The 23,004-nt window shown below is 51.0% G+C and carries 25 protein-coding genes; 8 read left to right on the plus strand and 17 right to left on the minus strand.

Going from position 1 to position 23,004, the window contains the following annotated elements; all coding sequences use genetic code 11:
* Positions 1 to 86 precede the first annotated feature (86 nt).
* The 7 genes from IKB43_12795 to IKB43_12825 all read right to left on the minus strand — a co-directional run bounded on the left by IKB43_12795 (position 87) and on the right by IKB43_12825 (position 6,608).
* Complete coding sequence (locus tag IKB43_12795; protein ID MBR2471000.1) at positions 87 to 1,880, minus strand: HAMP domain-containing histidine kinase; 1,794 nt, start codon at positions 1,878 to 1,880, stop codon at positions 87 to 89.
* Positions 1,862 to 2,590 (minus strand): response regulator transcription factor, encoded by a 729-nt coding sequence (locus tag IKB43_12800; protein ID MBR2471001.1) that lies wholly within the window; start codon positions 2,588 to 2,590, stop codon positions 1,862 to 1,864. The genes IKB43_12795 and IKB43_12800 overlap by 19 nt, the downstream gene beginning before the upstream one ends.
* A 23-nt stretch (positions 2,591 to 2,613) precedes the next feature.
* Positions 2,614 to 3,414, minus strand: coding sequence for a hypothetical protein (locus IKB43_12805; protein MBR2471002.1), 801 nt, complete (start codon positions 3,412 to 3,414; stop codon positions 2,614 to 2,616).
* Positions 3,415 to 3,540: 126 nt separating this feature from the next.
* Positions 3,541 to 4,935, minus strand: a complete 1,395-nt coding sequence (locus IKB43_12810) for a hypothetical protein (protein MBR2471003.1) — start codon at positions 4,933 to 4,935, stop codon at positions 3,541 to 3,543.
* Positions 4,936 to 5,097: 162 nt separating this feature from the next.
* The gene (locus IKB43_12815) at positions 5,098 to 5,703 is read right to left on the minus strand and encodes a penicillin-binding protein activator LpoB (protein MBR2471004.1); all 606 of its coding nucleotides are present in this window, start codon (positions 5,701 to 5,703) and stop codon (positions 5,098 to 5,100) included.
* 157 nt (positions 5,704 to 5,860) lie between these two features.
* On the minus strand, positions 5,861 to 6,400 hold the full coding sequence (locus IKB43_12820) for a PEGA domain-containing protein (GenBank protein ID MBR2471005.1): 540 nt from the start codon (positions 6,398 to 6,400) through the stop codon (positions 5,861 to 5,863).
* Positions 6,401 to 6,428: 28 nt separating this feature from the next.
* A complete protein-coding gene (locus IKB43_12825) occupies positions 6,429 to 6,608 on the minus strand; it encodes a hypothetical protein (GenBank protein MBR2471006.1) in 180 nt (59 codons plus the stop codon).
* A 15-nt stretch (positions 6,609 to 6,623) separates the two neighbouring features.
* Between IKB43_12825 and IKB43_12830 the strand changes: the two genes are divergently transcribed.
* The gene (locus IKB43_12830; protein ID MBR2471007.1) at positions 6,624 to 8,321 is read left to right on the plus strand and encodes an ABC-ATPase domain-containing protein; all 1,698 of its coding nucleotides are present in this window, start codon (positions 6,624 to 6,626) and stop codon (positions 8,319 to 8,321) included.
* Between the two features lie 3 nt (positions 8,322 to 8,324).
* On the opposite strand, the gene IKB43_12835 is transcribed toward IKB43_12830, so the two are convergent.
* The 3 genes from IKB43_12835 to IKB43_12845 all read right to left on the minus strand — a co-directional run bounded on the left by IKB43_12835 (position 8,325) and on the right by IKB43_12845 (position 10,951).
* Positions 8,325 to 9,482 (minus strand): FprA family A-type flavoprotein, encoded by a 1,158-nt coding sequence (locus IKB43_12835; protein MBR2471008.1) that lies wholly within the window; start codon positions 9,480 to 9,482, stop codon positions 8,325 to 8,327.
* An 86-nt stretch (positions 9,483 to 9,568) separates the two neighbouring features.
* Positions 9,569 to 10,378, minus strand: coding sequence for a hypothetical protein (locus IKB43_12840; protein ID MBR2471009.1), 810 nt, complete (start codon positions 10,376 to 10,378; stop codon positions 9,569 to 9,571).
* Positions 10,379 to 10,414: 36 nt separating this feature from the next.
* A complete protein-coding gene (locus tag IKB43_12845) occupies positions 10,415 to 10,951 on the minus strand; it encodes a hypothetical protein (GenBank protein MBR2471010.1) in 537 nt (178 codons plus the stop codon).
* 115 nt (positions 10,952 to 11,066) lie between these two features.
* Between IKB43_12845 and IKB43_12850 the strand changes: the two genes are divergently transcribed.
* Entirely contained in the window at positions 11,067 to 11,474 is a 408-nt protein-coding gene (locus IKB43_12850; GenBank protein ID MBR2471011.1) for an ATP-binding protein, read from the plus strand.
* 9 nt (positions 11,475 to 11,483) lie between these two features.
* Positions 11,484 to 11,780 (plus strand): STAS domain-containing protein, encoded by a 297-nt coding sequence (locus IKB43_12855; GenBank protein ID MBR2471012.1) that lies wholly within the window; start codon positions 11,484 to 11,486, stop codon positions 11,778 to 11,780.
* Here the strand turns inward: IKB43_12855 and IKB43_12860 are convergent.
* Complete coding sequence (locus IKB43_12860; GenBank protein MBR2471013.1) at positions 11,777 to 13,195, minus strand: sodium-dependent transporter; 1,419 nt, start codon at positions 13,193 to 13,195, stop codon at positions 11,777 to 11,779. The genes IKB43_12855 and IKB43_12860 overlap by 4 nt on opposite strands.
* 47 nt (positions 13,196 to 13,242) lie before the next feature.
* Between IKB43_12860 and IKB43_12865 the strand changes: the two genes are divergently transcribed.
* The 4 genes from IKB43_12865 to IKB43_12880 all read left to right on the plus strand — a co-directional run bounded on the left by IKB43_12865 (position 13,243) and on the right by IKB43_12880 (position 15,957).
* Positions 13,243 to 13,584 (plus strand): GIY-YIG nuclease family protein, encoded by a 342-nt coding sequence (locus IKB43_12865; protein ID MBR2471014.1) that lies wholly within the window; start codon positions 13,243 to 13,245, stop codon positions 13,582 to 13,584.
* A gap of 107 nt (positions 13,585 to 13,691) precedes the next feature.
* Complete coding sequence (locus IKB43_12870) at positions 13,692 to 14,540, plus strand: TIGR02147 family protein (GenBank protein ID MBR2471015.1); 849 nt, start codon at positions 13,692 to 13,694, stop codon at positions 14,538 to 14,540.
* Entirely contained in the window at positions 14,524 to 15,207 is a 684-nt protein-coding gene (locus IKB43_12875) for a hypothetical protein (protein ID MBR2471016.1), read from the plus strand. The genes IKB43_12870 and IKB43_12875 overlap by 17 nt, the downstream gene beginning before the upstream one ends.
* A 15-nt stretch (positions 15,208 to 15,222) precedes the next feature.
* Positions 15,223 to 15,957, plus strand: coding sequence for a hypothetical protein (locus tag IKB43_12880; GenBank protein MBR2471017.1), 735 nt, complete (start codon positions 15,223 to 15,225; stop codon positions 15,955 to 15,957).
* Between the two features lie 6 nt (positions 15,958 to 15,963).
* Here the strand turns inward: IKB43_12880 and IKB43_12885 are convergent, their stop codons facing one another.
* Together IKB43_12885 and IKB43_12890 are read right to left on the minus strand one after the other, a co-directional pair.
* Positions 15,964 to 16,866, minus strand: coding sequence for an MBL fold metallo-hydrolase (locus IKB43_12885; GenBank protein ID MBR2471018.1), 903 nt, complete (start codon positions 16,864 to 16,866; stop codon positions 15,964 to 15,966).
* Between the two features lie 8 nt (positions 16,867 to 16,874).
* Entirely contained in the window at positions 16,875 to 17,105 is a 231-nt protein-coding gene (locus tag IKB43_12890; GenBank protein ID MBR2471019.1) for a hypothetical protein, read from the minus strand.
* Between the two features lie 224 nt (positions 17,106 to 17,329).
* Here IKB43_12890 and IKB43_12895 point away from each other — a divergent pair, with 224 nt between their 5' ends.
* Complete coding sequence (locus IKB43_12895) at positions 17,330 to 18,271, plus strand: alginate lyase (GenBank protein ID MBR2471020.1); 942 nt, start codon at positions 17,330 to 17,332, stop codon at positions 18,269 to 18,271.
* 208 nt (positions 18,272 to 18,479) lie between these two features.
* Here IKB43_12895 and IKB43_12900 read toward each other — a convergent pair whose 3' ends face one another.
* The 4 genes from IKB43_12900 to IKB43_12915 form a co-directional block, all read right to left on the minus strand.
* Positions 18,480 to 19,466 (minus strand): DUF1016 family protein, encoded by a 987-nt coding sequence (locus tag IKB43_12900; protein ID MBR2471021.1) that lies wholly within the window; start codon positions 19,464 to 19,466, stop codon positions 18,480 to 18,482.
* Between the two features lie 159 nt (positions 19,467 to 19,625).
* Positions 19,626 to 20,792: a hypothetical protein gene (locus IKB43_12905; GenBank protein MBR2471022.1), complete on the minus strand. Its 1,167-nt coding sequence runs from the start codon at positions 20,790 to 20,792 to the stop codon at positions 19,626 to 19,628.
* 282 nt (positions 20,793 to 21,074) lie between these two features.
* On the minus strand, positions 21,075 to 22,052 hold the full coding sequence (locus tag IKB43_12910; GenBank protein ID MBR2471023.1) for a restriction endonuclease: 978 nt from the start codon (positions 22,050 to 22,052) through the stop codon (positions 21,075 to 21,077).
* Positions 22,053 to 22,089: 37 nt separating this feature from the next.
* Positions 22,090 to 23,004, minus strand: a 915-nt coding sequence (locus tag IKB43_12915; GenBank protein ID MBR2471024.1) for a phospholipase D family protein, incomplete at its 5' end; no start/stop codon positions are given.

Genomic DNA, 23,004 nt, shown 5'->3' on the forward strand with positions numbered 1-23,004 from the left:
AAAATACAAAAAAGATCCCCGATTAGGTCGGGAATGACATTTTTAGACCGGCAAACCCCTAGCCCCTAAATCCTAGATCCTAATCCCTATATTTCCAGCGGTGGGAAATGTATCTTGGTGCGGAGTCCCGGGTTCGCGTTTTCCATTTCGATTTTCATGTTGGTGAGGGTGCAGAGTTTTTTCACCATAGAAAGACCGATTCCCGTTCCGCTTGTGCGGCGGGTCATTTCGTTTTCGACGCGGTAGAATTCCTGGAACACCTTTTTCATTTCGGCGGGCGGAATGCCCGGACCGTAGTCGCGCACCGCCAGGTACACGTCGGTATCCTTGATACGGAGCTCGATGACAATCATCTTGTAATCCGCATCCTTGGAGAACTTCAACGAGTTGTCCACCAGGTTCATCAAGATTTGCATGATGGCATCCCGGTCCATCATCAGGGTGATATCCCGAACGTCGGTGTCCGAAGAAACGGTGAGCTCGAAACCGTGCTTTTCTACGTTCTTGCTGTAGGTGGCCACAAAGTCGTCCAGCACGGCCTTGGGCCTGTCCTTGGCAAGCTGTACATTCCAACGGTCTCCATCCAGTTTGGACAAATTAAGAACATTCTGGATTAGGCGCGTAAGTCTGTCTGCCTCGCTGGCGATTTGGTTGTAGTACTTTTGTTTTTTCTCTTCGTTTGCCACCCAGGAGTTCTGCAACAGTTCGGCGTACATGCGGATAGAGGTCAACGGCGTTTTCAGCTCGTGACTCACTGCTGAAATAAAGTCCTGCCTTTTCTTGGCCAGGTTCAGTTCGCTTCGGGTCAGGCGGTATATAGCCACGAGACCGCCGCCCAAGATGATAAGCACTACGGCTCCAAGGAAAATCAAGAAAGAACTGCCCCTGGAATCGTCCCTGTTTTTCATGTGCATTGTCAGAGAAATCTTGTTGAGGGGCGGGATCAACTTGGTAGAGAAAATTTCTTGGGAATCATCGTGTGTGCCAAAAGAAAGCAATGTTCGCGGCCCGTCCTTGAATTCCAGCACCAAGTCTTTTTCGAGGGGGTAGAACTGGGTTTCGTTCTTGACCAGGCTATTCAGGTAGACTTTGGTATCGACGATGTAGCCCTGGATATAGAGTTCGCTGCCCCTGGTCACGTTGCGGTAGAATACGATGTAGTCGCTGTTGACTTTCGCCATGAAGGGCTCGATTTCCACTTCGAAATTGTAGGTCACCGGTGTAGAGGTCAAGCTGTCTATGTTCTGGGATTCGGCGTTGAAGGCCAGGTTTTCTTTTTCAGATGCCGTTTCAATTCGGTGGGGTCTGGCGGATTCTTCTTTTTCGCTATGGCCTAATTTGGGGTCTTGTTTGTAGATGTGGTCAATGACCTTTTCCACGGAATCTCTAGGCTGGGCCATAGCTTCGATACCGCGGTTTTCAATATTTAACTCGTCCAGAATGTTCTTGATTTTATTGCGGACTTCTTCACGGCGTAACCGTTCGCTTTGGGGAATCTGTTCCAAAAGGATTTCGCCGAAACGGCCTTCGGGCAAGAACGGCGTGCGGAGCGTGTTGTCTGGAGTGAGCTGGAAATGCCCCACAAGGCCCGCATATTGGCTGGTGACGGGGTAGTCCACCAGTTCGGAGAGGGTGTTTTCTTCGCCACCGATGACCTGCACGGTTCGAATGAACCCGTATTCGGAATAGGAACGTTTTTCTTCGACGGCCAGGTCGCGGGCAAGCCTCTGGTTCAGGGTGTTGGCCACGAACATGGCATGCCCCGTATACAGGGAGTTTGTACCCAGCTGCAACTGAGAATACGCCTGGTAAAGAAGAATTACCAGGGGTATCGTGATGACAACAAAGATGGAGGCAAAGATTACGTGGACTTTGTGCATTCAGGCGTAGAACACATCTGGTAGCCTTCCCCGCGGAACGTTACCAGGAACTTCGGGTGGGAAGGATCGTCTTCGATTTTCTTGCGAAGCTTGGTGATGTGGATATCTACGGTACGGGTATCTACGGAGTCGGCGTTTTCGTAGCCCCAGACCTTGCGCAGCAGTTCGGAGCGGGGAACGGCGTGATCGCGGTTGGTCCACAGGTATTCCAGAATTTCCACTTCCTTGCGGGTAAACGCAATCTCTTCGGTGCCACGGGTACCGCGGTATTCGCGGAAATCAATCTTCAGGTTGCCCGCCACCAGCTTGCCTTCGTTTTCGGCGCTCTGGCGACTGCGGCGCAGCACTGCCTCGATACGGGCAAGCAACATGGGCACAGAGAAGGGCTTGGGAATGTAGTCATCGGCACCGTACTTGAGACCGTTGATGATGTCCTCGTCGGAATTCTTGGCAGAGAGGATAATGATGGGCGTACTCCTGTCTTTTTCGCGAATCCTGTCGCAGACGGTAAAGCCGTCGATACCAGGAAGCATCAAGTCCAGAAGGATTAGTCCATACTGGCCGGTCAGGGCTTCGGCAAGGCCCGTTTCGCCGTCGGCGCAGTGCTTCACGTTGTAGCCATTCAGTTCGCAAAGGTCTACAAGACCCTCGGCGATGGCAATTTCGTCTTCGATAATGAGAATGCTTGTGTTGCTAGAGTTCAGGCTCATCTTGATTCCTTTCAATTCAAATTCTAGAGGGCGAATCCACCACCCACTTCGAGAGTCATGTTGCCGGCATCGACTTCCTTGGGATAGTCTCCGCCAAAGTAGTACTTGAAGTTGCAGTAGGCTGCAATGGGAATAATGGGGAGCTTGGCACGGACACCCACCAGGGCGTGACCACCGATGCTGGTTTTCAGGCCTTCATCCATGGCCTTGTCCTGCACCTTCTGCTTGAGTGTCTGACCGAGGGTTTCGAGTTCCTGGACTTTCTGCTGCAGGGCTTCGGGGTCAAGACCTTCCTTGTTGGCGACGCTCTTGATCATTTCGGAAATAGCGGGGTCGTCGATGATTCCCTGCACAAAGCTCTGGTTCAGCACGAAGGTGTTCAGGTGGTAGGTCACGCCACCGCCAATATAGGGGCGGATGACGGGGATAAAAGTCAGCGGATAGGTGATGGACACGTCCAGGCCGCTAGCCACGAACTTGGGGTTGGCCTTGCCGAAAGGAGTGCCTGCCAGTTCAATTTCCAGCGGGAGCGGTTCGGCAACGCCGTCGACATAGAGGGCCGCATCGTAGGAGCCGAACTGGATGTTGTAAGTAGCTTCGATGTCGATGATGGGCAAAATGTCAATCCACAGCTTAAAGCCGAAGCCCTGCATGGTGCCGTCGAAACCCTCGTGACCGAACTGGATGCCTTCGGTTACGGGAAGTACTGGACCAGCCTTCATCTTGGTGCCGAATCCGGGGGCGTAGTGGCCACCGATACCGATAATAGCGAAGGACTGGGTGGCGAGCAGGGCCGCCGCTGCAAGAATGACTTTGAAATTCATAGTGATTCCTCGTTGAAGCTTTACAATGAAACAATATAAATTTTTGTCGGGCGTGCAGGTTGAAACAAACGAAAAAGCCCGCATTTTGCGGACTTTTCATCGGCGGTTTGCACTTGTGCGGTCCCGCTACTTGATGGCCGGAACGATCAGTAGCACTTTCTGGCCCTTACGCACCGCAATCCGGTCGAACTTGTACACGCCTACGGTCTCTCCGTGGGGGCCTATGGCCGCCACATTCACGTCATGACTACCCGGCTCTACCGGTATGCGGGTCATGTGAAAAGAACCCGGCAAGAACAGTCCTACCCGCAGGTCGGCCTGTTCCAGCTGGGTTTGGCCCACGTCTACCGCGATGTTTTTCAGCAGGTCAAAGATGCCGTTGCCGGTGTTGGTGGCCTCCTTGGCCTTCTGGGCGGCAATAGTCCGCAGAATCACGCGGACCGCCGTGCGGGTAATGACGGTATTCCGCTCGTCATCCATGTTCTGCCGGAGTTCCTGGTCCACGTCCATGACTTTCTCGGGCTTGATGCGGGTCTTGCCGTCAAGCGATACTTCAAACTGGTTCACGCGGCTCTTGTATGTGCGGACTTCGGGCAGGGCAAACCCGATGTGGAAGGTCTCGCTTCCGGCGCCGGGCACGGGAGGCGCCACCAGCGTAAAGGACATCTGCCTGCCGGTTTCGCCGTCCTTGTAGTAGAGGTTCATGGCACCTGCGCTCACGAAAGTTCCCGACAGGTACATCTCGCCGAGGATGGGGCTGTGACCCGCATAGCCCAGCACGATGATTTCTTGCCCCTGCTCGTGTACGGCGGTGGCCTTGGGCGTAGCTGGCAGTTCCGGCTTTTTCAACGCACGGATCTCGTCTTCCCTTTCGGCACGGCGCAGGCTCTCGGTGGCAAACTCGAAGAACTCCTTCGGGAGCCCCATCTTGCCTTCGTCGTAGGCCTTGATGGCCTTTACATAGGCGATGGCCGCCTCGTCGTTGTCGCCGTCCAGCTCATAGACCAGGGCTTGCAAATAACGCAGGTAGCCGTTGTCGTTTACTTTGTCCTTATCCTTCTGGTACAGGGCGTTCATGGCAATCTGGGAACGCTTGACTTCTACCAGGGCGCCGTCAATATCCATCTTGGCCAGGTAGTTCAGAATCTGGTACTGGTAAAGGGTCAAGAGCTCGAAGGGCCTTGCACGGTAGGGACGGGTGTTGTCGTTTGTGAGAACCGCCGCCGCCTCGTTGGTCACGGACTTGGTGTAAAGATCCTCGTAAATCTTTTCGGCCTGAGAGAGGTTCTTGATACTTTCGTCAAAGTTACGGTTGTAGTGGTGGAGGATTCCCAGGTCGTAGTAGTACAGGAACTCGCTATTGCTTCCGTAAAGGTCGTCCTTCTCCTTTTTCACCTCGGCGATGGTGGCCTCGAAGCCTTTCTTTTCCAGCGTCGGGGCAAGAGTCTCGTAACGCGTCATGGACTTGTTGGCACATGACGCTAAGAGGAATGCAATTAGCAGAAGGAGGAGACGTTTCATAGGAATCCTAGACTGGAGATGTGAAATGCGAGATTAGTTGTCAGTCATGAGTAGTCAGTTGTGAGTTCTTATAATCGCGCCTTCGGCGCCTAATTTTATACTGAGAACTGAAAACTGACAACTCGTTACTAATTCCACACTACACATTGCACCGCAGGTGCTTTACATCTTCACGCTGTCTTTGGACACGTACTTCTTGATTTTCTTGTCGCCCACCCAGACCTTGCGGTGGCTCTGGATGTCGGTGAGTTCCAGGTCCACCTGGTAGTAGATGACCTGTTCGCCGCCTTCCTGGTCCACGATGGAATTGAGGGTTCCGGTGAGCATCAGGTCGGCGCCGATTTCTTGGCCTGCGTCCTTGCGGGTCTCTTCGGTGGCGTTGCCGGCCTGGCTCGCCAGTTCGTTACGCAGTTCGGCGCGTTCTTCGGCGTTGGCCACAAAGTCGGCCTTGCCCGAATTGATGAGGGCACGTTCCATGTCCTTCACGAAGGTTTCTACGTTGATGTGTTCGTGGCTCTTGTTGCGGATCTTGCCGATGACCACCGTCGGAACGATTCCGTTCTTCTGCTGGATCATGGTCTGGTACCAGGGGCGGTTCAGGCAGTCGGTAATCATCTCGTCGGCCACCAGGCGGGAGTCGGTATCGTTCCAGGCGCCGGAAAGGTCGGTGACGGAGTTTTCGTCGATACGGGTGACCTTTTTGCCACCGGAGCAGCCCATGAGGGCGGCGAGACTTGCGCAAAGGCAGAGTGTCAAAATCTTGGACATGGTTTTCTCCTGTTTTCAGGTTTAAAGTTTACAAAGGTTAATATAGCTAAATAAGTTGCCAAGACCAACAAAAAAGCCCCGGCTTGGCCGGGGAATCTTGAATCCGCGCTAGGCGCGGAACGACACTTGGACAGTCGCGGCGTTTGCGTCGCGAGAATTATCTCTTGTACTTCTTGCCCTTGGAAGCGTCCAGAGTGACTTCGGCGGTTTCTTCGCCACGGACGGTCACCAGTTCTTCGGCAGAGCGGCCGTTGCTGCATTCGGCGCGGACAACGTGGTCGCCGGCGTCGAGGCTCGTGATGGTGAGGGCGGCGCCGTCGGTCTTGTCGGCGTTGTCGCCGTCAACATAAATGAGGCACTTGCCGGGGATGGTGGTCACCTTGATGTTGCCCTTGGGAATCTTGGTGCCGAAGTCGAACTTGTTGCGCTTGTCGTTGCCGGGCCACACGTTCACGCGCTGGTTCACCAGTTCGAAGCCCTGGTCAATAACCACCAGGGTCTGGCGGCCGGACTGGACGGACTGGTTTTCAATGGGGCTCTTGCCCAGAAGTTCGCCACCCAGGTAAACGTCGCTGTTAGGCGGGTTGGTAATGATGGTCACGGTGGCAGCCTTGCCACGAGGAGGTGGATCGTCGTCGGCGACGGCGGAGGTGAAAAGGAATGCGACCATCAAGGCCAGAATGTACAGTTTCTTCATGGATTACTCCTGTTTGTTTATATAAAACTCAGTTTTCTTGATGAATATAAATTTTTTTCTGCCAGAAAAACGGAAAAATGCCAAAAAAGCCCGAAATGGTACGCTTTTCTCCTCCTACGTCATCCTCGCGAAGGCGAGGATCCATACTTTTCATACCTGCATAAACCCCACATCCCAAATCCCACACCTCACATTCCACATCAAACATCTATTTTCTATCTTCTTGGATATGAAAGCCCTCTACCAGAAAATCCGCGTCTTTGACGGAAAAAGCTACGGTCTGTACCGCTCCCTCGCCGACAAGGCCTGGGATTTCGGCGACTTTACGCTGGAGTTTCTGCACGTGCAGGGCGACCCCTTTGCGCCGGCATCGCGGATTCTGGTGACCGCCCCCCTGCAGACCCTCGGCTACGGCGGGGAGTGGAGCGGCTCCTTTGAGCGCCGCTTGGCCATTTCGGACTATTTGCTCCGCAGGCTCAGCAAGAACGTTGCAGAACGCTTTCCCGAAAAGAACGCCGCCATCGAGATGGAAGTTCCCGGGCCGGAAATGCTGGTGCGGAACGCCCTCTGGGTGGATAACGGCATGCTCCGGGCAAGCCTTGCGGTGCGGCTCCCCGGCGAGGGCCGCAAGATCCAGGCGGAACTGGCGGCAGAAATTTTGACCATGACGCTTCCTGACCTGCTTTCGGCAAGCCTTTACTGCACTCCCGAAATTCTTGCGGGCGTGGAGGAAAGTTTCCAGGTGCTGGATACCCGTCGCGCCATCCTGGAGGAACTGTCCGGGCGGGGTCTTGTGGCCTTCGTGCCCGACGGGGCGGTGCTTCCCAGGGAGTCGGGCCTTTCGGAAAAGCCCCTTTCGGGAGCGGTCCCCTTCAAGTCGCCCGAAGAACTGGCGGTGACTTTCGACATCGGCGGAAAGAGTATTCGCGGCATGGGAATCCCGAAGGGCGTGACGGTCATAACCGGTGGCGCCTACCACGGGAAGTCCACCCTCCTCGACGCCCTGGTCCGTTCCGTCTATCCACACGTTCCGGGGGATGGCCGCGAAGGAATTGCGGTGGAAGAATCCGCGTTCAGGGTGGGCGTCGAAGACGGACGCTACGTGCGGGAGACGGACATTTCCGCCATGGTGCGGGACTTGCCCGGCGGTGTCTCCACCAAGAATTTTTCTACCGAAAAGGCTTCGGGCTCTACCAGCGAGGCGGCGAACCTGTTGGAGGCCATGGAGACGGGCTGCAAGACTTTCCTCATCGACGAGGATTCGTCGGCGGTGAACTTCCTCATCCGCGACCGGCGCGTGCGGGCCCTGCTGGGCGACGACCGGGAACCCCTGATTCCCCTTACCGACCGTATCCGCACCTTTGTGGATATGGGATTCAGCTTCATTCTGGTGGCCGGTGCCTGCGGAGACTTTTTGAGCCTTGCGGATAACATCGTGGTGATGGCGGAATACAAGGCCGAATGCGGGAATTCAAAGGCGCGTGAGCTTTTCGGCGCCTGCGATATGGGTACGCAGGTCGAGCCTTCTGGAGGTGGTGCGACAGGCGCCGTTACGCTCCCTGTTCCTCGGTCCTTCGCCGAATTCGCGAAGCCCCTTTTGCCGAAGGTGCGGCCAGCTTCTGCCGTGGAGCGCCAGGTAAAAGTCAAGCTGAACGGCGACAGCCTGCTTCAGGTGGGCCTGCTTACGGCCGACGTTTCCAAGTGCGGCCTTCTGGTGGACAAGTCCCAAAGGCTTGGCGCCGGATACCTGGCGCTGAACCTGTGCCAGAATCCAGAAGATTCCGGCCTGAGAGAAACTGCAGACAAACTATGTGAAAAGATTCGCAACGTTGGGTTCCGCAATCTGCCTCAGGGCATGAGCCGCCCCATGAGCCTGCCCCGTGCCGTTGATGTAGCGGCGGTACTGCTTAGGATGCGGTAGTTTTTACGCCAGTTCCTTCGCCAGCTGCTTCAGGGCGGCCAGGGATTCGGCAGAAAGGGAACTCTTTACCGTCACCGTAGTTTCGCACAAGGTAACATTCTTGAGGGTGGACAGGATTTCGGCCATCTTCTTTGCGGCCATGGGCGCCCAGGTGCCGTTCTCCACGATTCCCACCTTGCGGTTGCTGTAGTTCTTTGCCTTCAGGTGGTTCAAGAAATCTTCCATCACGGGGAAAAGTCCCGCGTCGTAGGTGGGAGCCATCACTACCATGCGGTCGTAGCGGAATGCGTCTTCGATGACTTCTGCCATGTCGCTCCGGGCAAGGTCGGAGACTACGACCTTTGGCACTCCGGCACCTTCAAGCTCCTTCGCGAGAACCTGCGCCGCCTTGGCGGTGTGTCCGTAGATGGAGGCATAGGCGACAAGCACGCCTTGGTCTTCGGGAGCGTAACTGCTCCAGGTGTTGTACTTGCCGATGTAGTACTCCAGGTTTTCTGCAAGAACGGGTCCGTGGAGCGGGCAGATGGTCTTGACGCCCAGGGACGCTACCTTCTTGAGCACGGCCTGCACCTGGTTTCCGTATTTGCCCACGATGTTGAAGTAGTAACGTCTGGCTTCGCAGGCCCAGTCGTCGGGGTCGGCGTCGTAGATGCCGAACTTGCCGAAGGCGTCGGCGGAGAACAGCACCTTTTCGGTCTGCTCAAAGCTGAACAGCACCTCGGGCCAATGGACCATGGGAGCTCCGATGAACTGCAAGGTGTGCTTGCCCAAGGCAAGAGTGTCGCCTTCTTTGACGGTGAGTTTTTTCACGTCGGCAGGGAGTTCCATGAACTGCGGGAGCAGCGCAAACGCCTTGGCGCTTGCAACAAGAGTCGCATCGGGGTAGAGCGCCACGAATTGGGCGATTCCGCCGGCGTGGTCCGGTTCCAGGTGGTGGATAATCAGGTAGTCGGGTTTTCGCCCTGCAAGGGCCGCCTGCAAGCCCGCCATCCATTCCGTGACCTTGCGGCTATCTACCGTGTCGGTCACCGCAATCTTTTCGTCGTCGATTACAAAGGAGTTGTAGGCCATGCCCGCAGGCACCATGTACTGCCCCTCGAAAAGGTCGATGTCCGTGTCATCTACGCCGATATACTTGATGGAATCGCTAAAGTCTTTCATGTAAACCTCTTTTAAAGACAAATATAGAATGCCGCAATTGTTCTGTACAAAACGCCGCGGTTCCCCGACAAGGCCACCCGCCCCATCTACCTGTAGAAGTTCATGTTGAACCAACCTTTTTTGCCGTCTTCAGTGAGGGCTATGCCGCAAGAAAGCTTGGTGTAGGCGGAATTCCGCATGTTCAGGTAATGCCCGATGTAGGTGTAGTCTTCGTCTTTGTTGGGGTCGCGTTCTCCGCTGGTCACCAGGGCCTTTTCGTCATCCCACATCATTTTCAAAAATCCCTTGACCACGGCTGTGGCACTTGCTCTCCAGGAGGTGGAAAAGTTCGGACCTGAATTCTGTGCCCCGATACCACACATGCGCGTGTGACCGTGTGGGGTGTTTTCGGCAAGGTCTGCGGCGGCCTGCTGCACGGTACACCATTGAACATCTTCGTCGGCAAGTTCTAGGGGAGCAACTCCTTCGGTGGCCCGGTATTCGTTGGCAAGTCTCAGGCATTCGTCTCTCCAGCCGTCGTCAAAGAATGTGTATTTGTTCTCGTATTCCTGCAGTGGTGTCAGGGCGGATGCTGCAGATAACTCGGGGTCGGTCGTTCCGGCTGATTCGGGTGTTGTCCCGGAAGATTCAGATGTCGGTGTATCAGAAGATTCCGTAGAAGTCGGTTCCGTCGATTCAGCGGACTCTGGCAAAGTCGTTTCCGAAGATTCCGGCAAGGCGAAGGAGGATGACGAATAATCTTCGTTGCCGTCGTTTCCCGGATCTGACTGATTCTCTCCGGTTTCAGTCTGGACCTGTGCCTGTCTTGCATCTGCAGGGCTGCTGGCGGAACTGTCACAAGCAGCCAATGCAAACGCCACAAAGGCGATCGCAAAATAACCCAATCCCTTTTTCATTTTTTCCTCTGTTCGCTGAGAAATGCCCAGTGAGAATTAGTAGAAGTTGACGTTGAACCAACCGGTAGTTCCGTCTTCGGATACTGCGATACCGCAGGCGACCTTGGTGTAGTCACCCCGCATATTCTTGTAGTGCCCGATGTAGGGGTAATCTTCGTCCTTGTCCAGGTCCCGCTCCCCGTTTTCTACCAACTCCTTTTCGCCCCACATCATGTCCAGGTAGTACTTGGCCACGTCGGCGGCCTTGCGACCGTTGGCCATGGAGGCGTTGGGGCCGGAATTCTGGGCCCATTCGCCGCAATCACCAAAGTGACCATGGGCCTTGTTGGACGCCAGGTCGGCGGCAGCCTGCTCGTCGGCGCATTTCTGCTTTTCTTCGTCGGCAAGGGCGACGGGTTTAAGGTTTTCGGTGGCGCGGTACTCGTTGATAATCTCCAGGCACTGTTCGCGCCAGCCTGCTTCGTCCATGCCGGCGATGACAGGCGTGCCGGAGCTGGAATCATCGGAACAGCCCGTGAATAGGGCAGCGGCGCAGATGGCAGAGGTAATGCCGATTTTGCAGAACATGTTCATAAACACTCCCTTGAAATATTTAACACCAATGTAAATAAAAAAAATGGTTCATGTGTGATTCTAGAAAAAATCGGACTTGACACCTAAGTCCTAATGAGTATATTTTGCCATAATCATGGCCGCAAAAGAAATAACAGTCGATGCCGCTCTCGAAAAAGGCGAAGAACTGACCGCCTTCGTGGAGTCCATGCTGGAGCCATACGACCCCTCGCCCAAGGCGACCATCCAGGTGGACGTGGCCATCGACGAGGTGTTCAGCAACATCGTCATGTATTCCGGAGCCAAGACCGTAACGGTGGTCGCCAACCTGGATGAGCCTACGTCCGTGTTCTCGCTTACCTTTATAGACAAAGGAAATCCCTACAATCCCCTGGAAAAAGAGGATCCGGATGTTTCCTTGCCTGTGGAGGAACGGGAAATTGGGGGGTTGGGCATCTTTTTGGTGAAGAAAACCATGGATGACGTGCACTACGAACGCAAGGCCGACCAAAATTATTTTACTATTTACAAGAAAATTAAGTAGAGGTACAAGATGAAAATCGAACAGACTCGTGACAATTCCACATTGACCCTGGCTTTGGAAGGTCGTCTGGATACCATTACCGCTCCCGAGCTGGAGCAGGTCGTCAATGCGAACCTGGAAGGGCTCACTGCCTTGATTTTTGACTTTGCCAAGCTGGAATACGTGTCCTCTGCCGGACTCCGCGTGCTGCTCAGCGCCCAGAAGAAGATGAACAAGCAGGGCAAGATGGAAGTCAAGAATGTTTGCGCCGAAATCATGGAAGTCCTGGACATCACAGGTTTCAGCGATATCTTGACGATTGTCTAGAAAATCTTTGCCGCCAGTTCAGGTGCGAACTTGGACAGGTAACCCTGGGCAAGCAGGATTGTTATCAAAGCAGGCAATATCCACTTGAAATAAATCTTGATGAGTGTGTGGCGAGGGAGTTTCAATCCCTCGCCTGCGTTCATTTCGTCAAAGAACTTTTCTTGTCCCCAACCGTAACGGCTGCTGCAGAACACCACCATAAATATGGCGCCTGCAGGTAGCATGGTGTTGCTCACGATAAAGTCTTCCAGGTCCAGCACGCAGCTGCCGGGGCCAAAGGGCTCGAATCCCGAAAGCACGTTGAACCCGAGGGCGCAGGGGAGCGACATCAGGAACACCGCGACCATATTCCAGTAGGCCACCTTCCGGCGCTTGAAGCCCTTCAGGTCCATCCAGAAGGCGACGATGTTTTCAAACACGGCAATAAGTGTGGAGAGAGCCGCGAAGGACATGAACAGGAAGAACGCCGCCCCGCAGAACCGGCCCGCGGGCATCATGGCGAACACGTTGGACAAAGTAACGAAGATAAGCCCGGGCCCTTGCGCTGGGGACTGCCCGAAGGCAAAGCACGAGGGGATAATGATAAGGCCCGCCACCAGGGCCACGACGGTATCCAGCGCGCAGATGCTGGCGGCCTCCTTGGTCAGGGAATGCTGCCGCTTGATGTAACTGCCAAAAATCATCATGCTGCCGATGCCGATACTCAGGGTAAAGAAGGCATGGGCAAATGCGGCGAAGATGGCATCTCCCACGCCCTTGCCGGACTGGGTCAGTCGTTCCAGGGAAGGCAACAGGTAGAATTCCAGACCCTTGCCGGCCCCGGGGAGCGTCACCGCACGAATGGCAAGCAGGATCATGATGACAAACAGCGCAATCATCATCTTCTTAGTAATGCGTTCCACGCCCTTCTGGAGCCCGAGAGACACGATGCCGAGACCCATGACGATGGCGACGGTCATCCAGAAAATCAGGAGGGGCGGGTTCGAAAGCATCTCGCCGAAACCGCTTGCAATCTGGTCTGGCGTGCCCTTCAGGAATTCGCCGTCGGTGAGCATCTTGTAGAAGTAGAAGAACATCCAGCCCGTGACTACGGAGTAGAACGCCATCAAGATATAGTTGGAGGCGATCAGCGGGAACTTTGCCCAGTGCCACTTGGTGCCCTGCTTTTCGAGACGGTCGAAGGCCATGCCGACGCCGCTTTTTCCGCCACGGCCAATGGCCAGTTCTGCCATGAGCACCGGGAGCCCGAGAAACAGCAGGAACCCGAGATAGGGCAGCACAAAGGCCGCGCCGCCGTATTGCCCTGCGATGTAGGGGAAACGCCACACGTTGCCAAGGCCAATGGCACAGCCTGCGGCAATCAGCAAAAATCCAAGTCTTGTCTTAAAAGTCTCGCGTTCTCTTTTGTGTTCCATGAATCTAATGATAATAAAAAACGTGTACGAATTATATATTTATACCTATGCCCCACTTCGTTTACATGCTCCGCTGCGCCGGAAACCGAATTTATACGGGTTACGCCGTGGATGTGGCCACCCGTTTCGAGGAGCACCGCACAGGGCGTGGGGCCAAGTTCACCAAGGCTTTTCCGCCCGAAAAAATCCTCCGCCAGTTCGAGCTCCCGAACAAGGAATACGCCCTGCGCATGGAAGCCCGCATCAAGAAACTTACGGCGACCCAAAAAGAACGGCTGGCAAATGGCGACGAAGGGCTGATGCAATCCTTGCTGGATAGTCTTGCCGAGACGCTCCCGCCCAAAAAACGGAAACGACGCCCGCGTCGCAGAGTGTCCCTAATAAAGTGAAATTCGTATATAATACAAAGTGTATCATATAATTCACTTTGTTTAAAGTCATTTCTAAAAAAACAGCAAAAAGTCGTTCTTTTTGCATTATTAAGGATTTATTTTTAATGATGATGAAGTCTATCCTGCAATACAAGGATTACCGCAAGTATATCCGTGACTATTACACCTGGGAAAAGAAGCACTCCTCTTTTTCGTGGAGGGAATTTTCTAGGCGTGCAAAATTCACATCTCCGAACTTTTTAAAACTGGTTTCCGAGGGTAAATCTAAACTGAGCACCCCTTCTGCCGAGCGGGTGGCAGATGCTATGGACCTGGCGGGTTTTGAGAAGTCTTTTTTTCAAAATTTGGTAATCTACAACCAATCCAAGGACACTAAAAAAGGTAAAGTCGCCCATGAAAAATTACAGGTAATCGCCAAGGAAAACGCAGTCCGCAAAATGGGTGTCGGGTACCAGAATTTCTACTCAACCTGGCTCCATGCGGTGGTTCGCGAACTGGCCTGTGCTACAGAGAAACCTAGTGTCGAATCCATCGCAAAACGTTGTCGTCTTGTGGTATCCCCAGCAGAAGTAGCGGACTCCATCGGATACCTTTTAAGGTCAGGACTCTTGAAAAGTAATGGTCGTGGCGGCTACCGTCAGACAGAAAAAATAGTAGAAGGTGACGAACAGGGAATTCCCGCGGCCTTGCGAGCCATGAATAGCCAAATGGCAAGGTTTGCAGAACAGGCTTTAGATGACGTTCCCCCAGAGTGGCGCGAAATCACGGGTATCACTATGGGGCTTTCCCAACAGTCTTATACCAAGGTCCTAGGGGCATTGGACTCTTGCCGCAAAAAAATTCTGGATATCGTGGTCAAAGAAGAAAATGTGGATCGGGTTTACAGACTGAACCTGCAGATGTTTCCCATGACCACCATTGAATCGGACAAGGTGAATGATGATAATACCTAGCACAATTCTGATATTATTCGCATTTTCCCTTCTTGCTTGTTCTAGCGACAACGATAAACTCGGTGGTGGTGCGGTGGAAGGCAACACCGTTGAGGCCGAATACAAAGTCGAACCCGTACAGATAGATTCCGAAAAGGTTGTCGTGGGTGAATCTGCAATAGATTCTCATCCGAAAGAATTTGATAATTGCGAATGGTACAGCATACTCCTGAATTCTCCAAGGGAGACTTATTTTGAGTTTTTTGACGACATTGACGCATCGGAGTCGTGTCTGGTCAATCTTTACCCCGAACAGAACAGCGTTGATTATTGGGGACTTATGGATTCGGACGTATCTATTGATGGTGTGGAATGGAAAGACACCCACGAAGTTATCTACATCGTGCCTACCGACCGGGGTGTGGCCATCAATGAGAAGGTTGAAAACTCCTATGTGTTTTATCCTCCGTTTCTATGTGAAAAACTAATGGAGCCCTATAGGGAGTCGTGCCAGGAACGGGGAGGCGTATTCCAAACACCTCCAGGTGGATGTGAATGCGGAGTCAGGTTCACTTGTACTATCGAATTGCCTTTTTTGACCAAGCCTGTCCGTGAAACGCTAGAAGACGTAGCGGAGCAGCTAAAGAATTCCTGCATGGAAGAGGTGCAGGCCTACACAAGAAATTAACAACAAGGAGTAGTTATGAATATCAACAAAATCATCCTTTCTGCGGCTTCTGTCGCGGCTATGACACTTGTCGCTTGCGGTAGCGACAGTTCCAACTCGGCACCATCGGCAACCCTTCCCGAAAATGGCAGGGTCAAGACCGGCATAGAGGTCAACAACTATCTATGCTCGACTACGGAAAACCAGTGCGAGAAAATTTTCGTTGAAGATATAAATGTCACCATGCAGTGCGGGTCGATGGGTACATGGGCTGCTATGCTCTTGGACGAACCCGTCGAAGGTTGTAGCGGCAGTGGGTCCGGCAACTCACCGAGCGGTGCCTCTGGATCGCCCGGCAATGGGCTGAAGGTTGTTTCTTGCTTCTTCGTTCAAGATGGCGAATGCGAAGAAGTGCAAACCACGGATTTGGCAGTTATAGATTCTGTCAAGACTTTTTGCAACAATACTCCGGGCGCAACCTACAAGGAGGCTTCTTGTGACCCGAATGCCGTACTCAAGTGCGATTTTGAGCAATTCATGAAAAAGATGAGCCTGTATTTTTACACGCTGCCCTTTGAAGGCATGACCTGCGCAGATGTTGATTATGACACTGACTCGGGTGATAACTCCGGAATCAATGAGGCATGCGCAAGTATCGAAGAGGAAGTTATCAGCTCTGGATGCCTTGAAGAATTTTTGAACCCGTCTGCACGGTGTCAACCGGTAGTCGAAAGATTGGATGATTGCTACAGTGCAAACGAGGATTACTAACTAAGGCTACACTTCTATAGACATGCCCGTGAACATCTGGCAGGCCCGTTCGCCGAGAACCTCGTGTAAAATTTCGAAGGCGCGGTTGCCAGTGCAGTGGCCCGTGTAGATTTTTTGCACGTCCAGTTCCAGCAGGCGCTTTGCAAAGGCATAGACGGCCTCGTCCTTATAGCGGTAAAGGTGGAAGCCTCCGAGAATCCCGTATATCTTTTTGCCCGGAAAGGTCGCTTCCACTTCTTTCACGATGTTGTCTGCGCCGGCGTGACTGCAGCCGTTCATCACGAACAGTCCCTCGGGAGTGTCGAAGACCAGACTCTGCTCATGGTCGAAACTGTCATAGCGGTAACGGCCGTTTTCCTTGACAGAAAGACCTGCAGCGCTGGCGATACCGGCACGGGCCTCTGGACTCACGACGCTGTCTTTGTGGGGGAGCAGGTAAACATTGGGGGCGATCTGTGCATCGCCTTCGACAAAGCGGATACGATCGGCAAAACGCTTCAGGTAGCCCCTGCGGATGCCGATGTATTCGTGGTAGGCAAAAGGCCCGAAAAGTTTGTGGGTATGGTAGCAGTTTTCGGCGGCGCCTTGCCTCAAAAAGCAGGAGGCCTTTTCGTTTAGGCGGAAAAATTCCGCAAGGCCGTTGGCGTGGTCGTAGTGGGCGTGGCTAAGGATTGCGGTATCCACCTTCGAAAGGTCTATGCCCATGGCGTCGGCGTTTTGCGCGAACCTTCGAGACGCTCCGGTGTCCAACAAGTAACGGTTGCCTTCGAACTCGATATAGACGGATAGTCCCCACTCTCCGCAAAGGGGCGTGCAATTGTTGCCGGGTGCGCAGCCGTTGGTCGCGCTGTTGTTGGGCGCAAAATCCGTGCCACCGGCGATGTTGTCTATCAGAACTTTGACAAGCATCTTGCGCCTTACCGGTTCCAGCCGGAATGCCCTTCACCGTAATAGAGGGCGGCATCTTCGGGGCCAAAGTCGTCGGCGACGGAATCTCGCGGCGAAAGCCAGCCGCGCATCTTCTTGATGCGGGCGCGACGCTCCTCTGCAGCGTGGTTTGCTGCGGGGTCTGCTGCGTCTTGAGCGGCGGGTACTGCAGCAAGGTTCGTGCCAGTTTCATTGTGCTTTTCGTCAAGTGAGTTGACCATACGGTGAAAAAATAGATTATTTTAAAAACATGAACGCAAAAATTCAGTACATCATGGCTGCAGCAACATTCGTCGCCGCCCTCAGCAATTCCGCATTTGCACAGACGGTGTCCGACACGGTCTCGTTCGTGAACTTCGAGAACCGCGAAGTCGGCGTGTACGGCAACGCTGAGGCCAAAGAAGACTTCAAGCGCAACGACTACGACAAAAGCTGGTGGTACGCCATGGACAAGAACAATGGCGAAAACTCCAAGGTCGTTTACGACGGCGAGGAACACGGCAACGTACTGCAGCTCAAGTACCCCAAGGGCTGCGTAGGCCCGAACGACAACGACACCCCCGCCTGCGCCGGGCAAATCATCCAGCCGCTCGTGAAAACTGCCGACACTATGTGGAGCGCCTACGACATATTTTTTGAAGACGGATTCGAGTTCCAGCTGGGCGGCAAACTCCCCGGCCTATGCGGCGGCAAGTGCTACACCGGCAATGCCATGCCCGAAACTGGCGACGGCTGGAGTGCACGCATCATGTGGCGCAAAGATGGCAACGCCGTGCAGCTCATCTACTTTATGGGGCAAGAGTCCGTATACGGTGACGACTTCAAGTGGGATTTGAACGGCACCATCCCGCAAAAACAGTTCACCACCGGCACCTGGCACCGCATTGTGAACAAGGTCAGCATGAATACCATTGCCTCTCCCGGCAATGGTGACAAGAACGGTCGCGTACAAACCTGGCTTGACGGCGAACTCGTGCTGGACGTAGATACGCTCAGGCTCCGCGATTACGACACCGTGAAAGTCGACAAGTTCTACCTCTCTACGTTCCACGGCGGAAGCAGTGCCGAATGGGCCCCTACCCACGACTGCTTTATCCGCTACGACAATTTCACCATATCGACAGATTCCATCGCAATTTCGGAAAATGCCGCCGTCCCAGACACGGCCACAACTGCCCGCGATACCAGCGGCACCTGCGAAGGCGCAAACTGCGGAAGCAACACCCCGGGCACCGAACGGATTATGCTGCGGGCACAAAACCGCGCCACAGTCGCTCCTGTTGAAACCTACCGCATCGACGGCACCTTTGTCGGCCGCAAGAACACCCTCCCCGACGCCGCCACGCACCAGCTCAAGAACGGGAAACGGGTGAAAGTTGTGAGGTAGGGGTTATTGTTGAGTTTACCGTATCATTCACAGTATCATCGTTTGGGATAACCGTGCTGCTCAATAAACTGTTCCTTTTGCATTTCAATCTCGCGGGCCAAAATTTCCTTAGAAGGAATGTAGGTCAGATATTTTGCTGCATACATGCGTTTATTTGTTGCAAGTGTTGAAAAACGAGCGACATCGGCATTAGTGTCTGAACAGAGAATTATGCCAATTGTCGGGTTATCTCCTTCGGTCTTTTTGTAAGTGTCATAGAGTTTGAGATACATATCCATTTGCCCGACATCTTCGTACGATATTTTCTTGTTTTCAAGTCTATCAAGACAAAACATTTCAGTATGTAATTGTAAAACACCAAGTCAATATAATAGTCGTCATCTTCTGTATGGATATGTTGCTGACGACCAACGAAAGCATAGCCCTTCCCCATTTCCATCAGGAATTTTTGCAAGTGATTCAAAATCGCATTTTCCAACGTTGACTCGGTCACCGCAGCATCCTGATTTACTCCAAGAAATTCTGCAATCAAAGGATTCTTGATAAACTCCGAACGCTCCTTCTGATAATCGGCCGTCAGTTTTTTCATTTCCTTGACAACGGTAGCCTTTTTGGCCTTGGGCGTTTGCATTAACCGATAGTAATATTGAGATGCAATATTCCGCTTCAGGGTGCGATAACCCCATTGTTGCGAAGCGGCTTCCTGCATATACCACATTCGAGCTTCGAGGTCAGAGACACGCATAAGGCATTCGTAATGACTCCACGATAATTGGGTAGGCAGAGCCTGCCTTATTTCCTCACTTTCAAAAAGGGCAGGCAATGCCTGCCCTTTTGCAGCAATCGCTTTCTTAAACTCTACAGGCAGAGTTTGAAATACCTGTAAATCCTGAAAATTAAGATAAAATTTCCTATAACTTTTTAACGATGCGATCGAGAAACCCTTTCCGAATTCAGCAGTTAATTTTTCGGCAGCCGTTTCAACAACATGTTTCCCATAATCAGCCCTCGCCTTTCCCTGCTGTTCCTGTTCCACAATTCGCCAACCCAGTAGCCAATTGCAGGCAACCTGCATCAGATTTGCCGCACGAAAACTCATATTCCGTGCCGTAGAAACGATGCTCTTCAAATCCGTTATGAAGTCGGCGTTGAGGTTCGCGTTGCTCTTTGACGAAGCGAGTTTCTTTTTAGACATAGTGGCTCCTTTGAAAAAAAGAAAAACATTTGATAATCATCAAATGCCTTTCGGAGCCTGCACTATTAGGAACCGCAGCAGAAATGTAGATAATATGCCAAAGTTGGCAAGGGGCTTAAGGAAATTTTACATCTGGTTTTACTTTTGATTTGCACTTTATCACGCAAGCGTATAATAATCAAGAATCAAGTCAACCGCACTTGCGTCCTTGAGGATTCGGTTTTCGTAGCGTATCCGTCTGCTTCTTATTTGCTTCTTCGCTGCTCTTTCTTGCTTTTCATATTCCTGTCGATACATGATACCCGTCATAAAAGGGCGGCGTTGAACTTCTATCTCGGGCATTGGCTCGGGTTCGTTTCTTTTTTCAAAGTCCTTGAGATCCAAATACGTCGAAATCCTTAAACGGTTCTGAGGAGACAAGCCCATGGCCGTGGCATAGACTTTTGCGTTTCGAATGATTTCAGCACCACGAGGAATTCCTATAGATTCCAGATTATCCGGAATATAAGAAAATCCCAAGAAATAGACTCGCTCCGCATTTTTCAGGAATCCTTGATACCTTTCTTTTTCGGATTCATCGCGGTTCTGACGCTTCTCCCAGACCGTTTCCATCCTCTTGGCAATTTCTTGATACTTGCCATTTTCTACAGTACCAAAGGGAATTTCCTCAAGAGAGCCGATAAAGCCATTGACATGAAATATTTGCATTTCTTTTATGAAAGCATGAGCGTCAGCATCAGCATATTGCTTGTCCGATGTCAGATACAAGAAGATGCAATATTCCAAGACGCGGTCATAATTAAAGGTAAGAAACACCGTTTGTTTCAGGATTTCTTTCCAATTATCTTGCTGGTCTATCCGAGAAAACAAATGCTGAATCCAGTCGATGTTCCAAAGCCGTGACGTCTGTTCTGCCTTCAAGATTTCGTATGCTATCAGACGTTTTCCAAAATCAACTTCGTTTGATTTTTCCTGACTGAGGCGATTCTTCAAAAATTCATCCGTCGAAACCATCATTGAATTTCGAACGCTTCGAGAAAAAGGAAGAACAATCCCATCCATCAATTGATTGTAGAAGTTTTCATGTTCAGTGTACGGTAAGACCCACGCATAATCTTTTCCGTATTGTCTTTTATTATCCGTACTTGAATAACCAAAATGCTCTTGATATAAATCAACCAGGAAAATATCACTTGAGTCGTTAGGGTCTCTAGGAAATTTTCTGCCATAGTCAAAATCTTTCAACCTCTGCATCAGCGTAGCGCCCGTAGGAAATCCATACGGGACACTGCAACCAGCACCTATGACAAAAACATCAGACATCATTTTTCACCGCCACTTTTATCGCCGTTCTCAGTATTTATCGCCACTTTTATCGCCGTTTTATCACCGATTTTCGATTTTATCACCGATTTATCGCCGTTTTTTAAATTTATCGCCATTCAGGATTTCTTGCTGTAAAGACATTCGCATTACATAATTTGACATTTCGAAGTTTTATTTTGGAGGGGCAGGTTTTCCCCTCGCTCGCACTACGTTGCTCGCTACCCTTTCTAGCGGGGACACCCCGCAACGCCCCGAATGCAAAGAGACGTTTTCTTAACAAGTTTATCCATTCGCCTTTATAGCAATATTATACAATAATTCCTTCAAGTCATCACCCCAAATAACTTTCACATCTTTACTTGTCGCATATTTTTCAAAATCTGGGTTTAACTGTTTCTCGCCATTAGTAAGAATCACCCATTTTTCAAGCATCTTATTTTGACCATTGTTCCATTCAGGATATGAATCAGCCTTTAAAATCTGATCAACTGGTCCCTGCCCAACAGAATCGCCCCAGTCTTTGACTTGAATGGCGATGATGTAATAGGATTCATCATATGTAAGTGGCGAAGGAATCTTAATAATGATATCTGCACCATGTTCCTTTTCAGTTTTGCCACCAACTCGCTCAACTTTGTAATGGGGGTACAACTTTTTCAAGCCATGTACTAATGCGAATTCCCACTCTGATTCTGAAAATTGGGAATACATTTTACCATAAAGTTCTGCCTTAAACTGCTCTGCAAACAAATCAAATACAGATTCTTCGACTTCTTCATATCGGTCATCATAATCTTTGACTTCCAACAATGATTCTTTTGGGGCGGCAATTAAAGCCTCTATTATGTCAGCATAATCATTAAGTCCCCAAAAACGCATAGGCGTTCGCAACGAAGCCTTGAGTTTACCAACGAGGGAATTGTGACGACGAAATTCAGTTACATACTCAGCAGGAAAAATATGTCCAAAATCCCCCAATTCAGGGTCTATTTCAAATCGGTACCCCGTAGCAAAATCTTGTATAGCGCGAACAATCGTAACCGTATCAGAGGAGCATAGTCCAGGAACGAGAAGTATATCTCCCTGTTTAACTTTGAACATGCTCCTATTTCGAGAAGCCCCTTCGTTCACCGTCATATTTCTTAAATCTTGTCCAGGGTCATACCCCCATCCCTGTCGGAGTTGTTTATGTTCTAGCAACTCCTTTTTGAAGAACTCTCTTTGAGAAGTATTGATTCGATATCCGAAATAATTGGGCATGCACCCTCCTTAAAACATATCTTTCACAAAAATAAGATTACTGTTTCATTCTTTTTAAAACTTTTCTAAAAAATTCTTCTTTTATAACACTTGTGGTTTGATGCTTAATTTTCGCCAAGCCCTGTGAATTAAACACCCATTCAAATGCATTTTTAAATTTTTCATCAATCGTAAATGGAACGCCGCCTGTTTTTTCTTTTTGAACAGCAACGTTTCCATCATATTCAATTATATCATTGACAACAAACCATGAAATCGGATTCTTTACTTTTTTCAAAAGCCCCTTGTCATCAAGATATATTTGCAGACACAAATCACCAACTTTGATACTACGGCCGCAATCATTACAATTTTTTAAAGAAATTACGGCATGTTTAATTTCTTCGTAGTCCTTTTTCTCATAATGGCTATCATAGTACAGGAGTTTGATAGGCTCCTTATATTCACTTTCCATATATAATCTAAACGATTTATTTTTCCGTTTAGACAAAGAATTCTGATTAGTATAAACAACTTTTCGAGACATCCTGCGAAGTTCGTTAAGCAATTTTCCATTAACTTCTGAACAACGCCCCAAGGTTTTTATCAATTCATCAATTTTGAAATTTACATCATTAATATAAACAGCGTATTCTAAAAGACCTTTTTCACCAAGAGCATTATCGGACAGGTTTGCAGAGCCAATAATTACTCCCCGCCCTTTAGCCCAATAGATTTTTGCATGCAACTTTTCTTTGAAATACACGCTAGGCCCAGATTCCATCAAAGCAACAACGCCCTCAGGATTTGTTGCATGAGGTAAGGGCCAGCAATAAATTTCCAGATTTTCGAAATTCGGAATATATTCGGCAGCATTGCCGCCAACAAAGCCCACAATAGCGACTTTTCGAGCATCAGTATCAAAAAGCCATTTCAGTTTCTTCTTGATCTCTTGTGAGTTTTCTAAATATTG

Origin of the sequence: Fibrobacter sp. (assembly GCA_017503015.1) — a bacterium.
Classification (GTDB): domain Bacteria; phylum Fibrobacterota; class Fibrobacteria; order Fibrobacterales; family Fibrobacteraceae; genus Fibrobacter.